Origin of the sequence: Haloferax marinisediminis, from assembly GCF_009674585.1 — an archaeon.
In the GTDB taxonomy this organism is placed as follows: Archaea; Halobacteriota; Halobacteria; order Halobacteriales; family Haloferacaceae; genus Haloferax; species Haloferax marinisediminis.
The window spans coordinates 531372-545625 of record NZ_WKJP01000001.1 but is presented as its reverse complement, the minus strand read 5'-3'; the positions used below and the strand labels follow the sequence as shown (position 1 = coordinate 545625).

General features: G+C 62.7%; 19 protein-coding genes and 1 tRNA gene. 14 read left to right on the top strand and 6 right to left on the bottom strand.

What is annotated here, in order from left to right:
* Positions 1-254: 254 nt before the first annotated feature.
* From GJR98_RS02895 to ftsY, 6 genes are all read left to right on the top strand, one after another.
* Positions 255-407 carry a 50S ribosomal protein L39e gene (locus GJR98_RS02895; protein WP_007544136.1) on the top strand — a complete coding sequence of 51 codons (153 nt, stop codon included), beginning with the start codon at positions 255-257 and terminating at the stop codon, positions 405-407.
* Between the two features lie 3 nt (positions 408-410).
* Entirely contained in the window at positions 411-689 is a 279-nt protein-coding gene (locus GJR98_RS02890) for a 50S ribosomal protein L31e (RefSeq protein WP_151135286.1), read from the top strand.
* Positions 690-692: 3 nt separating this feature from the next.
* A complete protein-coding gene (locus GJR98_RS02885; RefSeq protein ID WP_151135284.1) occupies positions 693-1358 on the top strand; it encodes a translation initiation factor IF-6 in 666 nt (221 codons plus the stop codon).
* An 81-nt stretch (positions 1359-1439) separates the two neighbouring features.
* Positions 1440-1616: a 50S ribosomal protein L18Ae gene (rpl18a, locus tag GJR98_RS02880; RefSeq protein WP_151135282.1), complete on the top strand. Its 177-nt coding sequence runs from the start codon at positions 1440-1442 to the stop codon at positions 1614-1616.
* Positions 1616-2089, top strand: coding sequence for a prefoldin subunit alpha (gene pfdA, locus GJR98_RS02875; protein ID WP_151139372.1), 474 nt, complete (start codon positions 1616-1618; stop codon positions 2087-2089). Before rpl18a ends, pfdA begins: the two co-directional genes overlap by 1 nt.
* 19 nt (positions 2090-2108) lie before the next feature.
* Positions 2109-3410, top strand: coding sequence for a signal recognition particle-docking protein FtsY (gene ftsY, locus GJR98_RS02870; RefSeq protein ID WP_151135279.1), 1302 nt, complete (start codon positions 2109-2111; stop codon positions 3408-3410).
* A gap of 53 nt (positions 3411-3463) precedes the next feature.
* Here ftsY and GJR98_RS02865 read toward each other — a convergent pair whose 3' ends face one another.
* Complete coding sequence (locus GJR98_RS02865) at positions 3464-4081, bottom strand: LysE family translocator (protein ID WP_151135277.1); 618 nt, start codon at positions 4079-4081, stop codon at positions 3464-3466.
* A gap of 9 nt (positions 4082-4090) precedes the next feature.
* A complete protein-coding gene (locus tag GJR98_RS02860) occupies positions 4091-5077 on the bottom strand; it encodes a D-2-hydroxyacid dehydrogenase (protein ID WP_151135275.1) in 987 nt (328 codons plus the stop codon).
* 90 nt (positions 5078-5167) lie between these two features.
* Between GJR98_RS02860 and GJR98_RS02855 the strand changes: the two genes are divergently transcribed.
* The 6 genes from GJR98_RS02855 (at position 5168) to GJR98_RS02830 (ending at position 9917) form a co-directional block, all read left to right on the top strand.
* On the top strand, positions 5168-6562 hold the full coding sequence (locus GJR98_RS02855) for a signal recognition particle protein Srp54 (protein ID WP_151135273.1): 1395 nt from the start codon (positions 5168-5170) through the stop codon (positions 6560-6562).
* 296 nt (positions 6563-6858) lie between these two features.
* A complete protein-coding gene (locus GJR98_RS02850) occupies positions 6859-7236 on the top strand; it encodes a twin-arginine translocation signal domain-containing protein (protein WP_151135271.1) in 378 nt (125 codons plus the stop codon).
* 4 nt (positions 7237-7240) lie between these two features.
* A complete protein-coding gene (locus tag GJR98_RS02845) occupies positions 7241-7474 on the top strand; it encodes a hypothetical protein (RefSeq protein WP_151135269.1) in 234 nt (77 codons plus the stop codon).
* 271 nt (positions 7475-7745) lie between these two features.
* The gene (locus GJR98_RS02840) at positions 7746-8327 is read left to right on the top strand and encodes a magnesium transporter (protein WP_151135267.1); all 582 of its coding nucleotides are present in this window, start codon (positions 7746-7748) and stop codon (positions 8325-8327) included.
* 1 nt (position 8328) lies between these two features.
* Positions 8329-8889, top strand: a complete 561-nt coding sequence (locus GJR98_RS02835) for a magnesium transporter (protein ID WP_151135265.1) — start codon at positions 8329-8331, stop codon at positions 8887-8889.
* A 53-nt stretch (positions 8890-8942) separates the two neighbouring features.
* Entirely contained in the window at positions 8943-9917 is a 975-nt protein-coding gene (locus GJR98_RS02830; protein WP_151135263.1) for a nucleoside recognition protein, read from the top strand.
* 18 nt (positions 9918-9935) lie between these two features.
* On the opposite strand, the gene GJR98_RS02825 is transcribed toward GJR98_RS02830, so the two are convergent.
* Together GJR98_RS02825 and GJR98_RS02820 are read right to left on the bottom strand one after the other, a co-directional pair.
* Positions 9936-10352 carry an RNA-binding domain-containing protein gene (locus GJR98_RS02825; RefSeq protein ID WP_151135261.1) on the bottom strand — a complete coding sequence of 139 codons (417 nt, stop codon included), beginning with the start codon at positions 10350-10352 and terminating at the stop codon, positions 9936-9938.
* A complete protein-coding gene (locus tag GJR98_RS02820) occupies positions 10349-10918 on the bottom strand; it encodes an AAA family ATPase (protein WP_151135259.1) in 570 nt (189 codons plus the stop codon). The genes GJR98_RS02825 and GJR98_RS02820 overlap by 4 nt, the downstream gene beginning before the upstream one ends.
* Positions 10919-11044: 126 nt before the next feature.
* Between GJR98_RS02820 and GJR98_RS02815 the strand changes: the two genes are divergently transcribed.
* Both GJR98_RS02815 and GJR98_RS02810 read left to right on the top strand, forming a co-directional pair.
* Positions 11045-11422: a YccF domain-containing protein gene (locus GJR98_RS02815; protein ID WP_151135257.1), complete on the top strand. Its 378-nt coding sequence runs from the start codon at positions 11045-11047 to the stop codon at positions 11420-11422.
* Between the two features lie 43 nt (positions 11423-11465).
* Positions 11466-11539: transfer RNA gene (locus tag GJR98_RS02810), tRNA-Arg, on the top strand.
* A gap of 313 nt (positions 11540-11852) precedes the next feature.
* On the opposite strand, the gene GJR98_RS02805 is transcribed toward GJR98_RS02810, so the two are convergent.
* Complete coding sequence (locus GJR98_RS02805; RefSeq protein ID WP_151135255.1) at positions 11853-12260, bottom strand: ABC transporter ATP-binding protein/permease; 408 nt, start codon at positions 12258-12260, stop codon at positions 11853-11855.
* A gap of 309 nt (positions 12261-12569) precedes the next feature.
* Entirely contained in the window at positions 12570-14219 is a 1650-nt protein-coding gene (gene thsA / locus GJR98_RS02800; RefSeq protein WP_151139371.1) for a thermosome subunit alpha, read from the bottom strand.
* Positions 14220-14254: the final 35 nt, after the last annotated feature.

Below are 14254 nucleotides of genomic sequence, written 5' to 3'. Positions count from 1 at the left end.
ATTCGAACGTCGGTTCCGTCCGAGCCGGTTCGCCCGTCGTCTCTGACTTTTGTGTTCGTCTTCGGTTCTTGACTTCGGGAGCGGTCTGCGATTCCTGAACGTCCGGATTCGTCCATCGTTTCGAACAGGTCGATTCGGCTGTGGAGAACCGCCCATCGGGTGAATTCTGCAGATTTAGCCCTGTGGACGCTTCTCACACCTCTCAAACGCGAAGGAACAAGATTTTATGCGGAGGATAGAAACTGTAGGCCACTATGGGTAAGAAGTCGAAGGCTAAGAAGAAGCGTCTGGCGAAGCTCGAACGCCAGAACAGTCGTGTCCCCGCGTGGGTCATGCTCAAGACCGACATGGAAGTTACGCGAAACCCCAAGCGTCGCAACTGGCGGCGAAGCAACACGGACGAGTAAGCAATGAGCGCAAACGACTTCGAGGAGCGCGTCGTCACCGTCCCGCTCCGCGACGTGAAGGCTGTCCCGTCCTACGAGCGTGCTGGCCGCGCGATGAAGATCATCCGCGAGCACCTCGCGAAGCACTTCAAGGTCGACGCCGACGACGTGCGTCTCGACACGCAGATCAACGAGACGATCTGGGCGCACGGTCGACAGGACCCGCCGAGCAAGTTCCGCGTCCGCGCCGCACGGTTCGACGAGGACGGCGAGTCGGTCGTCGAAGCCGAACCGGCCGAGTAAACGGTGCTCCGCGCCTCCTTCGCCGGTTCATCCTACATCGGCGTCTTCGCTCGGGCGACCGACGACGTACTCCTCGTTCGCCCCGACGCTGACGACTCGCTCGCCGAGCAGATGGCCGAGGAACTCGACGTGCCGCTGGTCAAGACGACCGTCGGCGGGTCCGGGACCGTCGGTGCATTAGCGACAGGTAACGAGAACGGACTGCTCGTCTCGAGCCGTGCGACGACCCGCGAACAGGAGGCACTCGCCGACGCTGTAGACCTCCCCGTCTACGAACTACCCGGTCGCATCAACGCCGCTGGGAACGTCGTTCTCGCGAACGACTACGGCGCGTACGTCCACGCTGACCTCTCCGACGAGGCCGTTTCGGTCGTCGAAGAGGCACTCGAGGTCCCCGTCGAACGCGGCGACCTCGCCGACGTTCGAACCGTCGGGATGGCCGCGGTTGCCAACAACCGTGGCGTCCTCTGCCACCCGAAGTCCCGCGAACCCGAACTCGAAGCGCTCGAAGCGCTCCTCGACGTTCGCGCCGACCTCGGAACCATCAACTACGGTGGCCCGCTCGTCGGGTCTGGCCTCGTCGCCAACGACGAGTCGTACCTCGTCGGCGAAGATACGACTGGTCCAGAACTGGGCCGCATCGAAGACGCCCTCGGCTACATCGACTGAGGGTCACTCGTTCCCCCTTTTCGCGGCTCGTTTTCGCTTCGAGTAGGAAGACCTTTCCCGCTCGCCACCCGACCGACGTGCATGAGCCAGTTCACTATCTCTGGACGCTTCACGAGCCGTGGAGTGACCCACGAGTTCACGAAAACTGTGGACGCACCCAACGAGAACGTCGCACGAGACCGTGCATTCTCTCTCATCGGGAGTGAGCACGGCATCAAACGTACGAAGGTCGAACTCACGGAGGTGACCGCAGCATGATGGGCGGCGGTCAGCAGCAACTCCAGCAGCTCTCCCAGCAGCTTCAGGCACTCGACGAGGAAATCGAAGAACTCGAAGGCGAGGTCTCGGACCTCAACGACGAGAAGGCCGAAATCGACGAAGCCGTCGAAGCAATCGAGACGCTCGAGACGGGTTCGACCGTGCAGGTCCCACTCGGTGGCGACGCGTACCTCCGCGCCGAAGTGCAGGACATCGACGAAGTCATCGTCTCGCTCGGTGCCAACTACGCCGCCGAACAGGACCAGTCGAGCGCAGTCGAAGCGCTCCGCCGCAAGCAGGACATGCTCGACGAAGAGATCGCCAGCATCCGCGGCGAGATCGAAGAGCTCGAAGAAGAGAGCGAACAGGTCGAACAGCAGGCGATGCAGGCCCAACAGCAGATGCAGCAGCAGCAGATGCAGCAGATGCAGCAGCAGATGCAGGGCGAAGGCGAAGACGGCGACGACGAGTAACCCCTAAACCCCTATTCAGATGTTCGACGGACTGAAGAAGAAACTCAACCGCTTCCGGGAAGACGTCGAAGATACCGCCGAAGAGAAAGCCGCAGCGGAGGCTGAGGCCGAGGCAGAGGCAGCAGACGCCGAAGCCGAAGCAGCAGACGCAGAGACAGAGGCGGAATTCGACGAAGAACCGGTGACCGAGACCGATGCGGCATCGGCCGACACCGAGACAGCAGACGCTTCGGAACCCGATACGGCCGCCGAGGCCGACGAAGCAGACGCTGCATCGGCCGAGACGCCCGCCCCCGAAGCGGACGACGCAGCCGAGACGACGGCAGACGATTCGGACGCCGCGACTGACCAAGAGACGCGTGAGTCGCTCGCGTCGGACGCCGCCAAAGCGGCCCTCGCCGAGGAGGACGATACGGATTCGTCGTCCAGTGCGAGCAGACTGAAGCGCGCTGCCGCGTTCGCCACGGGGAAAGTCGTCATCGAGGAAGAAGACCTCGAAGACCCCCTGTGGGAACTGGAGATGGCGCTCCTCCAGAGCGACGTCGAGATGCAGGTCGCAGAGGAGATTCTCGATACCATCCGCGAGAAACTCATCGGCGAGACGCGAAAACAGGTCCAGAGTACGGGCCAACTCGTCTCCGAAGCGCTCCACGATGCGCTCTACGAAGTCATCAGCGTCGGACAGTTCGACTTCGACCAGCACATCGCCGACGCGGACAAGCCTGTCACCCTCATCTTCACCGGCATCAACGGCGTCGGGAAGACGACGACCATCGCGAAACTCGCCCGCTACTTCGAAAAGCAGGGCTACTCGACGGTCCTCGCCAACGGTGACACCTACCGCGCCGGTGCGAACGAGCAGATTCGCGAGCACGCAGAGGCGCTCGACAAGAAACTCATCACCCACGAACAGGGTGGTGACCCGGCGGCCGTCATCTACGACGCCGTCGAGTACGCCGACGCGCACGACATCGACATCGTCCTCGGCGACACTGCCGGTCGACTTCACACGTCGAACGACCTGATGGCGCAGTTGGAGAAAATCGACCGCGTCGTCGGCCCGGACCTCACCATCTTCGTGGACGAGGCCGTCGCCGGACAGGACGCAGTCGAACGCGCCCGCAAGTTCAACGACGCGGCGGCCATCGACGGTGCCATCCTCACGAAGGCCGACGCCGACTCGAACGGTGGCGCGGCAATCTCCATCGCCTACGTCACGGGCAAGCCAATCTTGTTCCTCGGCGTGGGACAGGGCTACGACCACATCGAGCGGTTCGACCCCGAAGCGATGGTCGAACGACTCCTCGGCGACGACGAGTAACGCACTGCAGACACGCCACTGCGCTCTGCAGTCGACTCAGTCCGTCGTTCTTCTCATTCCAGCGCGAGTACGACACCGAGTAGTAGCATCGTCCCCGCGCCGACGTAGTTCAACAGGCGGGTGACTCGTGTCTCGGCCAGTGCGTCGCCGAGTCTGTTGGCACCGAGTGCGACACTGGAGAGATATATCGCCGTGAGGAGCGCGTACAGCGCACCCAGGAACGCCATCCGCTGGCCTGCACCGGGGCCACGTCCGGCGAATCCGGGCAGAAATGCGAGGAAGAACAGCGCGACCTTCGGGTTCAATGCGTTGACGAGGACGCCCCGACGAAAACTCCCCGACGCGTCCGTCTCGACAGATGGGTCGAACTCGTCGTTTCGTAAGGCCACCACGCCGAGGTAGATGAGGTACGCCGCACCGACGTACTGGATTGCCATCGCCGCTTCGGGCACCGTCTGGAGGAGTGCGGCGACGCCGAGCGTGGCGAGCATCGTGTGAAACAGGACGCCGGTTGCGATACCGAACGCCGAGCGAACGCCCGACTCACGTCCGTCGAGTCCGCGCGCGAGGACGTACATCGTGTCGGGACCGGGTGTGAGGATGAGCGCGATGGCCGCCCCGGAGAAGGCGAGGACAGTGGTGGGTTGCAGTCCGAACACGAGTCCCGTCATCGACTCTCGCTATGTATCCTCGGATGAAGTACGTGGGGTTTGGGGAAGCACTTGGTTCCGAAGCGTGACAGCTGGGTCGCCATCTCGTAGCCGCTCGACGTTCTCCGCGAGGATGTCGGCCAGTCGGGTGAAGTAGTGTGGCGTGTAGCCCGCGACGTGCGGGGTGATGAACACGTTCTCGAAGTCCCACAGCGGGTGGTCGTGTGGGAGTGGTTCTGGCTCGGTCACGTCGAGTGCGGCCGCTCGGATATGTCCGCGCTGAACCGACTTGACGAGTGCGTCGGTATCGACGACGCCTCCGCGGGCGACGTTCACGAGGACGGCGTGGTTCGGGAGTGCGTAGAACGCCTGCTGGTCGATGAGGTTCCGCGTCGCGTCGGTTAGCGGGCACGCGAGCACGAGGTACTCTGTCTCGACGAGGGCCGAGTCCAGTTCGTCGAAGCCAATCACACGGTCTGTCGGGCCGCCTTTCTCGGGTGTGTAGCGAACGCCGATGGTTTCGACGCCGAACGGGTCGAGGCGTTCGACCACTGCCTGCCCAATCGCGCCGAGGCCGACGACGGTTACGGTGGACCCCTGCAGTTCCCCGTAGGCCTGAAAGTATCGCCACTCGCCGCGGTCTTGTCGGCGGATTCCCTCGTCGAGGCGGCGGGTAATGGTCAACAGCCACCCGATGACGTGTTCGGCGATGTTGGGTCCGTGGACGCCCGAGGCGTTCGTGACGGCGACGCCCCGTTCGCGAAACGCCTCCAGCGGAAGATGGTCGTATCCAGCCATCGCACCCGCAAAGAGTGTGAGGTTGTCGGCCACATCGAGAACACCGTCCGGGAGTCTGGACCCAGTGATTACGTCTGCGTCTCGTGCAGCTTCGAGGGTTTCTTCGGTCGTCTTCGGATGGACGATGGTCTCGTCGGGGAGTCGTTCACGGAGCGCGTCGGCGTGCACCTCAGCAGGGATACTGTCTGCGGGTTGGTCGAGGACCAGGATTCGAACCATCGTAGACGCGTCGCTGGCTCGTTGGTTAAGTCTTCGGCCGCGGACGCGACGGATAAAGCCTTTACCGGCGCGGTGGCGTAGGTGGGGACAATGGTACTCGATAATCTCGGGAGTTCTCTCCGCGGCAGTCTCGACAAGCTGCGGGGTAAGTCCCGTCTCGACGAGGACGACGTTCAGGAGATCGTCAAGGAGATTCAGCGCTCCTTGCTCTCTGCAGACGTCGACGTCAGCCTCGTCATGGACCTCTCTGACTCCATCAAGACGCGGGCACTGGAGGAAGAGCCACCGGGTGGGACGAACGCTCGCGACCACGTCCTGAAAATCGTCTACGAGGAGCTCGTCGGCCTCATCGGTGAGTCGACGGAGATTCCGCTCGAATCACAGACCATCATGCTCGCCGGCCTGCAGGGGTCGGGGAAGACGACCACCTCCGCCAAGATGGCGTGGTGGTTCTCGAAGAAAGGCCTTCGCCCGGCGGTCATTCAGACCGACACCTTCCGCCCCGGCGCGTACGACCAGGCCAAGCAGATGTGTGAACGCGCCGAGGTCGAATTCTACGGCGACCCCGACTGCGACGACCCAGTCCAAATCGCACGTGAGGGTCTCGAAGCGACCGAAGACGCCGACATCCACATCGTGGACACGGCCGGTCGCCACGCGCTCGAAGACGACCTCATCGCCGAAATCGAAGAGATAGAAGATGTCGTCCAACCCGACCTGAATCTGCTCGTCCTCGACGCGGCAATCGGGCAGGGCGCGAAAGACCAGGCCCAGCAGTTCGACGAATCCATCGGCATCGGTGGCGTCGTCATCACCAAGCTCGACGGGACGGCGAAAGGTGGCGGTGCGCTGACCGCCGTCAACGAGACGGACTCGTCTATCGCCTTCCTCGGGATGGGTGAGACGGTCCAAGACATCGAGCGGTTCGAACCCAACGGCTTCATCTCGCGTCTCCTCGGGATGGGCGACCTGAAGCAACTCTCCGAGCGCGTCGAACGCGCCATGTCCGAGACCCAGGCCGAAGACGAGGACTGGGACCCCGAGGAGATGATGAAGGGGAACTTCACCCTCAAGGACATGCAAAAACAGATGGAGGCGATGAACAAGATGGGGCCGCTCGACCAGGTCCTCGACATGATTCCGGGCCTCGGCGGCGGACTCAAAGACCAACTCCCGGACGACGCGATGGACGTGACCAAAGACCGGATGCGCTCGTTCGAGGTCATCATGGACTCCATGACCGACGAGGAACTGGAGAATCCGCGTATCGTCGGTGCCTCCCGCGTGAAACGCATCGCACAGGGGTCGGGGAAGGACGAAGAGACGATTCAGGAACTCCTCGAACAGCACCGCATGATGGAGCGCACCATCAAGCAGTTCCAGGGCATGGGCGACGGCGACATGCAGCGGATGATGAAGAAACTCCAGCAACAGGGCGGCGGCGGTGGCGGTATGGGCGGTCTCGGCGGCATGGGGCCGTTCTGACCCTGACCACGCGTCGCTTCGACGCGAGTCGTTTGATTCGCGGGTAGAGACGCCGGTGGCTTCCGGGAGTCGAGTGAGGCTTGTCAGTACCTAATTCACGCGATGCGCACGACTTCGTGTACGTCGCGTTGTCTGCCCAGAGTAGTACTGACTCGAGATGTTCTCTGCTAAACTATTCCTGACCTGAGACGTTCTCTAAAATGCGATAATATGACAGATTGTGAATATATATTATCATCTAATGAGTTGAAATACTGACAGAGGGGCTGTGGTGATATTCCCCTCCAGAGAACGCTATGACAGGAAAAACAAACTCGGTAGGTGACCGTATCTCTCGGCGAGGGGTACTGCGGAAGAGTGCGATTACAGCAGGTGCGCTGACACTCGGTGGTGTCGCCTTCGCAGGCGACGCGGCGGCACAGAACGACGGAACCACGGGCGGGACGGCGCTCGTCATGATGAACGACTACTGTCCTCCCCCGACGTTCGCGCTGCCCAAGAAGTACAACTACATCTCGTTGCCCCCGTCTCTCTGCATTCCAGCGGAAAGCGCCGTGGGAGGCCCTGTGTCCCGCTCCGGCGTTCCAGTACTGCTTGCCTGCGAGCTGCCACGCGAGCGAGTCGGCGCTGAAAAAGTACCACTTCTACCTCGTTCGGTACCTGTACCCGTCTAATGGCGTGAAGACCAACGGAATCAATTCGAAGCCCGTTGGCATGACGGTCATCGCGACGCGAAAAGAGTTGACAGTCGGGTCGTATTACCGGTTCAACTCGCCTGCACACGAGTGCAAGGACCCCGTCGTTCCCAACCTCCCGAATGGCAATTCCGTCCCCTCGAATGGGACTGGCTACAAGAAACTCCCAACGGTTGCGAAAGCCGCGTTCGGCCCGACTGAAGTCGTCGAGACGTAGCGACTCTCCCACTCGGTTCTTTTGCTCCGCCGTTTCGTCGCGTTGTCAGTGACTACCTCGGGCTCATACAAATGTGAATACAACGCAGCGTTCGCTCCGGCAAGGAAGCCGGACTAATTGCGATAGACTTCACCCATTTTTCGAACAGTACTGACCCCTGAATCGGCGTTTTCTCCACGTTCACCACCGAGAGACATCTCGACTCAGACCACTCCGTACTGCGATTCGACATACCGCCGACTTTTAACGCTCGGGGCCGTCGAACCCGACAATGACGGTCCGAGACGTGGCAGTCGAGGCCTACAAAGAAGCCCTCCCTGCGCTCGCGGCGAGTCTCGTCGGGGGACTCATCGCCGGTGTCGTCCTCGGCGGCATGCGTGCCGAACTCCGAGCAGTCCCGGGCTTACTCGTTCTCATCCCGGCACTGCTCGCGACTCGCGGGAACGTCTACGGGTCACTCGGTGCTCGCATCGCGACCGCACTCCATCAGGGTCTCATCGAACCCTACGTCGTCGGCGGCGACAGGCGACTGCGGGCCGCCGCGACTGCCGCCCTCGCAAACGGCGTGTTGACGAGCACGTTCGCTTCCATCGTGGCGTTCTTTCTCCTCACGTTTCTCGGACAGCGGGTGGCACCGCTCCCGATTCTCGTCGGTATCGCCATCGTTGCCGGCTTGCTCTCGGGTGTCGTCCTCACCGTCGTCGTGATTACCGTCGTCTTCGCGGGCTACCGACGCGGGCGAAATCCCGACACCATCGTCGGCCCACTCGTGACGACGACCGGCGACGTCTTCGGTATCCTGTTCTTGCTCATCGCCGTGCGAACAGTCCTCGCCATCGCAGGGGTGTTCTGACGTGCCAACAGAGTGGACCGTTCGCGCGATTTCACGGGCGATGCTCCCTGTCTTGTTGGTACTCACGCTCGTCGAACTCGGCAGTGGACTCGTCCTCGGCAGTTTCGAGGCGCAGTTGCTTCGATTCCCGTCGTTGCTCGTCCTCGTGCCAGTCACGATTGGGACGGCGGGCAACCTCGGGAGCATCCTCGCGGCACGACTCTCCACGTCGTTCCACCTCGGGACGCTCACGTTCTCACCGACAGACGACGAACTCGCAGGGAACGCGCTGGCGACTGTCGTCCTCGCGATAACGGTGTTCCCAATCATCGGAACGGGTGCGTGGTTCGCGACGCTCGTCGTCACCGGCGACCCGGCGCTGGCTATCTCCTCTGTCGTCTTGATCGCGCTGACGAGTGGTATCGTGCTCGCCGTCTTGGCCGTCCTCGTGACGTTCACGGCCACCTACATCGCGTACCGGTTCGGTCTCGACCCTGACGACGTGGTCATCCCGGTCGTCACGAACGTCTGTGACGTGCTCGGTGTGGTCGTCCTCTTCGCCGTCGCACAGTTGCTCATTTGAACCGGGCGTCACCGACCGACGGCGATTAGTTACCTGGCCTCCGACCACCTCCCGTGCAGACGTCGACCGTCCTCCCGGTGCTGTTCGAGGTCCTTCCACGGGTCGCTCGCATCGCCGTCTACATCGCGCTCGGTGTCTTCGCGGCGAACCTCGTCGTCGCCTTCGGCCTCGTCGAGCGCATCGCCGGCCTCTCGCGCTACCTGACGAGTCCCGCGAACCTCCCCGACGAGGTTGGCACGGCTATCGTCACGACCGCTGCATCGACGACGGCAGGGTACGGGATGCTCGCAGAGTTCCGCGAGTCGGGCGTCCTCGACGACCGAGCGACGCTCGTCGCCGTCACCATCAACACGTTCTTCGGGTTCGTCCAGCACATCTTCACGTTCTACTGGCCGGTCCTCATCCCGATTCTCGGCCGTGAAGTCGGGTTCATGTACGTCGGCGCTCGTGCGGCAATCGCACTCGCCATCACGCTCACGGGTGTCGTCGCCGGTGCGGTACTCCTCTCGAAGCAGAACGTCACCCCGTCGGCACTCGCCGAGACAGACGGGGCAGGTGGGACGACCGACGAGGACGAATCAGGAGTTCGGTCGATGGTCGAAGACGCCGGTCGAAAGACGTGGAAGACGGTTCGCCGAATCGTCCCACGACTCGCCGTCGTCTACGTACTCGTCACCCTCTTGTTGCAGACGACCGACCTCGAATCGTTCACCGAACTCGCCAGTCCGCTGACGAACCTCGTCGGCCTCCCGGGTGCCGCCGTTCCCGTCGTCGTCGCCTTTGCGTTCGACACGACGACCGGTGCCGCGACGATTGCGCCCGCGATTGGGGAGACGTTCACGCCGAAACAGGCTGTGGCGACGATGCTCATCGGCGGCATCATCTCCTTCGCCGTCTCGACGTTCAAGCGGTCGATTCCGTTCCAGTACGGTATCTGGGGGCCGGAGTTTGGGTCGAAAGTTATCGCCGTCAACACCGGTCTCAAAATCGTCTTCATCGCCATCGCGGTGGCGCTGTTGGTCGCGTGAGCCGGTGCGTGTGCGTCGTTATCTGTCTGCGGGGTCGATTGGCCGGCCGTCTTCGGTCGGTGGCGCGATGTAGTCGACGAGTTCTTCGACCGACGGGTCGCGGACGGTCACGTGGACTTCGATGTCGCCGAGTTCGTCGGGATTGCCGACAGAGAAGTTGACGACGCCTTTGAACGCGGCCTGCTTCTTGAGGGCGAACGAGAAACTGTCCTCGTCGCGACGTTTGTCGAACTCCCGACGAGCAGTGTCGAGAATCGCCTGCTCGTGCAGACGCTCGGAGAACCGTTCTAACTCGTGGGTCTCGGCGACGAGTTTCCCGGGTTCGTGGGTGAGTTCGACGCCGGGGAAGAGGTTCTCGACAGCGTCCGCCACGCGGTCTGTGACCTCGGTATCTCGAACTGGGGCCTCGATTCGAACGTCGACGCTGTATATCATTCGGCGGTCTCCGTAACCGCGTCTGGTCCCGCTTCGAACAACTGCGTGATGGTCTCGCGGTATTCGTCGAGCGTCCCCGTGTTCTCGATGACCACGTCTGCACGCTCCATCGCTTCGTCCATGCCGAAGTCGAGTTCACGCGCTTCGCGCTTCTTCAGCGCCTCGACGTCGGTGTCGCTCTCGTCGCGGCCGCGGTCGGTGAGGCGGTCGGCGCGCATCTCGAACGGCGCTTCGACGCTCACGAGGACGAACTCGTCGCCGAATGCGTCACGGAAGCGGTCGAGTTCGACGCCCGACCGAAGTCCGTCGACGACGACCACGTCGTTCGATTCGAGGTGGTCTTCGATGACGGGAAGCGAGCGCGCGGCGATGGCGTCATCGCCTTCCTCTTCGCGGAGCGCCTTCGCTATCTTCCCGTGGTCCGTCGCCGGGTCGAGACCGCGGGCGCGACACTCCTCGCGGATGATGTCGCCCATCGTCACGACAGGGATGCCTGCTTCGCGGGCCACTTCGGCGAGTTCGCCCTTTCCGCTTCCGGGCAAGCCGACCGTCCCGATGACTCTCATAGGCGGTGATACCGTGTTCGCGCTGTTAAAGCCTCCCTTCACGTCGCTCCGGGCACGCAAAATCAGCGGCCGTCCGACTCTCGTGTGGCCACGTCTCTTTTCCTCCCCTGTCGCATACTGTCGTGTATGAAACAACGGTCCCTCCTCGTCAGGGCGATTTGGTTCCTGTTCATCGGGTGGTGGGCGACGCCCGCCGTCGTCAACATCGCGTGGTTCCTGAACGCGACCATCATCGGCCTTCCACTGGGTATCAAACTCATCAATCTCGTGCCGACGGTACTTTCGCTGAAAGAACCGCGCTCACTCGGGGCGCCCGACGCTGGCCGGGGACAGCGCTCGCTCCTCGTCCGTGGCGTGTACTTCCTCTTCGTCGGCTGGTGGCTCAGTTGGTTCTGGGCGAACGTCGCCGCGTTCTTCGCGGTTACGATCGTCGGCTTGCCCATCGCCTACTGGATGTTCAACCGGCTTCCGGCGGTCACGTCGCTGTACCGCTTCGACGGATAGAAGCCGATTCGTTTTTCATTTGGCACCTGTTTTTGAGATACGAGGGCGCGTAGCTCAGTTGGACAGAGCGTCGGACTTCTAATCCGACGGCCGCGGGTTCGAATCCCGTCGCGCTCGCTTCTCTCACTTCGTTCGTTCAGCGAGCGCTCCTGACTCCCGCTCGCGGTGCTCACGGGAGTCCCGTCGCGCTCTTTTCGTTGATGGAAAATCGGAGAGCCACAGCGAGGCGTGTTGGAACAGACTCGCGCGGGATTCGGCTCTTCGGGAAAATCTGCTCACTTCAGTTCCAACTCACGCCCACACCCCGGGCACTCGTCGTCGACGACCGTCACCTGCGCGTCGCAGTCCGGGCAGAACTCACGGTAGCACGCTCTGTCGCCCATGGCAGAGGCTACGAGAGCACGCAAAGAGAAGGTTGGGGGCCGGTTCGTCACTCGTCGGCGACGTCCTTCCCGGGGTCGGAGAAGTTCGCACCGATTTCGTCACCGTATCGCTGGGCGTAGTAACCGGGGATGGCGAGGAGGTCTGTCGGTGTTCCGTCTTCGACGACGACCCCGCCGTCGGTGACGAGGACGTGGTCGGCATCCCGGACTGCGGCGGCGCTGTCGGTCGCGACGACGAACGGCGTATCTGGTTGGCGCATCGCCGCGAGTGTCGCACGGAGTCGCGACGGCGACTTGCTGAGAGGGGCGTGGACGAGTGGCCCGGAGGCTAACGTGGCGGCGACCGATGCCGCCTCGGAGACGCGGGGACCAACCACAGCGAGAAACGCCGGTCGTCTCGCTGGGTCGGCAGCGTCCGAGACGGCGGAGTGGTCCGATGTCTCGGTGGAGGTCATATACCTTGTCAGTGGTTGCCACGGGGTATAAGTATAGATTCCCCCACCGACATTTCGAACACCATAACTGGTATTTTAGAACGTTTTGTCAACTTCTGTCTCAGATACTGAACAAATAGGCTATTTGTGGTCCACTGAGTGTTCCAGCGCGCTCCCGGTGCTCGATTAACGCGACGACAACCGTGATTCTCAGGGCGTGGACGCCACTCGCGGGTGTGAACTCAGAAAAAACGGTGCGAAATCGGGCCGACGATTCGAGTCTGTGCGTGGGTCAGATGGTGGGTGTATGGTGGCCTAACAGGGGGCGATTTACATCGCACCGCCCATGCCGCCCATACCGCCCATGCCACCCATGCCACCCATGCCGCCGGGTGCACCGCCTTCGTCGTCGTCGTCGCCGGTCTGGCCACCGGAGAGGTCGCCAGCAGCGATGACGTCGTCGATGCGGAGAATCATGACAGCGGCTTCGGTTGCGGACTCGATGGCCTGCGTCTTGACGCGGAGGGGCTCGACGACGCCCTCTGCTTCCATGTCGATGACCTCGCCCGTGTAGGCGTCGAGGCCAGCGGCGAACTCGCCGCCGTCGTGGCGGGAGCGGAGGTCGACGAGGGAGTCGATGGGGTCGAGACCAGCGTTCTCGGCGAGGGTGCGCGGGATGATGTCGAGCGCTTCGGCGAAGGCTTCGATGGCGAGCTGTTCGCGGCCACCGACGGAGTCAGCGAATTCGCGCAGGACGAGCGAGAGTTCCGTCTCGGGGGCGCCGCCACCGGGCAGGACCTTCTCGTCTTCGAGCGTCGTGCGGACGACGCCGAGGGAGTCCTCGATAGCGCGCTCGAGTTCGTCGACGACGTGCTCGGTGCCGCCGCGGAGGATGAGCGTGACGGACTTGGCGTCTTCGACGTCCTCGACGAAGATGCGCTCGTCGCCACCGACGTCCTTCTGGCCGACGGAGCCGGCGAAGCCGAGGTCGTCTTCCTCGATGTCGTCGAGGTTGCTGACGACGCGACCGCCCGTGGCGCGGGCGAGGCGCTTGAGGTCAGAGGACTTGGTGCGGCGGACTGCGAGGATGCCTTCCTTGGCGAGGTAGTGCTGTGCCATGTCGTCGATGCCGTCACCGACGAAGACGACGTCGGCGCCGACGTCGACGAGTTTGTCGACCATTTCCTTCAGCTGCTTTTCTTCCTGGTCGAGGAACTGCTGAAGCTGGTCTGGGTCCGTGACGTTGACTTCGGCGTCGATCTCCGTCTCGCGGACTTCGAGCGCGTCGTCGAGGATGGCGACGTTCGCGTTCTCGACCGCGTAGGGCATGTTCTCGTCGACGCGTTCTTTGTTGACGATGACGCCCTCGACGAGTTCGGAGTTGTTGATGGAGCCGCCGACGACCTTCTCCACGGAGACGTTGTCCGTGTCGATGCCGTCGTCGTCCTGCACTGCCAGCACGGCGTCGACGACGAGTTCGGCGAGCAGGTCCTTGGCGGACTCTGCGCCCTTGCCCGTCATCGCCGTGGCGGCGATTTTCATGAGGGTCTCGCGGTCGTCCTCGGTGACCTCGATGGCGTTCGATTCGAGGACTTCCTTGGCCTTCTCGGCGGCCTGGCGGTAGCCCTGTGCGATGGTCGTCGCGTGGACGTCAGACTCGAGGAGGTCCTCGGCCTGGTCGAGAAGTTCACCTGCGATGATGACGGCCGTCGTCGTCCCGTCTCCGACTTCGTCTTCCTGCGTCTCGGAGACTTCGACGATCATGTTGGCCGCGGGGTGGTCGATGTCCATCTCCTTGAGGATGGTGACGCCGTCGTTCGTGACGACGACCTGGCCCGACGAATCGACGAGCATCTTGTCCATCCCCTTGGGGCCGAGCGTGGTGCGTACGGCTTCGGCAACAGCTTTGCCGGCCGTGATGTTCATCGACTGCGCATCCTGACCGGATGTGCGCTGCGAGTCTTCACCCAGAATGATCATGGGCTGACCCTGCTGCATTCGCTGGCTCATAGTCA

Bases quoted from the DNA above. Each gene is read 5' to 3' on its own strand.
- GJR98_RS02805 (WP_151135255.1), bottom strand. From the start codon at position 12,260: ATGACCTCCACCGAGACATCGGACCACTCCGCCGTCTCGGACGCTGCC.
- GJR98_RS02895 (WP_007544136.1), top strand. From the start codon at position 255: ATGGGTAAGAAGTCGAAGGCTAAGAAGAAGCGTCTGGCGAAGCTCGAA.
- GJR98_RS02890 (WP_151135286.1), top strand. From the start codon at position 411: ATGAGCGCAAACGACTTCGAGGAGCGCGTCGTCACCGTCCCGCTCCGC.
- GJR98_RS02865 (WP_151135277.1), bottom strand. From the start codon at position 4,081: ATGACGGGACTCGTGTTCGGACTGCAACCCACCACTGTCCTCGCCTTC.
- GJR98_RS02820 (WP_151135259.1), bottom strand. From the start codon at position 10,918: ATGAGAGTCATCGGGACGGTCGGCTTGCCCGGAAGCGGAAAGGGCGAA.
- GJR98_RS02815 (WP_151135257.1), top strand. From the start codon at position 11,045: ATGAAACAACGGTCCCTCCTCGTCAGGGCGATTTGGTTCCTGTTCATC.
- GJR98_RS02850 (WP_151135271.1), top strand. From the start codon at position 6,859: ATGACAGGAAAAACAAACTCGGTAGGTGACCGTATCTCTCGGCGAGGG.
- thsA (WP_151139371.1), bottom strand. From the start codon at position 14,219: ATGATCATTCTGGGTGAAGACTCGCAGCGCACATCCGGTCAGGATGCG.
- GJR98_RS02825 (WP_151135261.1), bottom strand. From the start codon at position 10,352: ATGATATACAGCGTCGACGTTCGAATCGAGGCCCCAGTTCGAGATACC.
- GJR98_RS02840 (WP_151135267.1), top strand. From the start codon at position 7,746: ATGACGGTCCGAGACGTGGCAGTCGAGGCCTACAAAGAAGCCCTCCCT.
- GJR98_RS02855 (WP_151135273.1), top strand. From the start codon at position 5,168: ATGGTACTCGATAATCTCGGGAGTTCTCTCCGCGGCAGTCTCGACAAG.
- pfdA (WP_151139372.1), top strand. From the start codon at position 1,616: ATGGGCGGCGGTCAGCAGCAACTCCAGCAGCTCTCCCAGCAGCTTCAG.
- GJR98_RS02860 (WP_151135275.1), bottom strand. From the start codon at position 5,077: ATGGTTCGAATCCTGGTCCTCGACCAACCCGCAGACAGTATCCCTGCT.
- ftsY (WP_151135279.1), top strand. From the start codon at position 2,109: ATGTTCGACGGACTGAAGAAGAAACTCAACCGCTTCCGGGAAGACGTC.
- rpl18a (WP_151135282.1), top strand. From the start codon at position 1,440: ATGAGCCAGTTCACTATCTCTGGACGCTTCACGAGCCGTGGAGTGACC.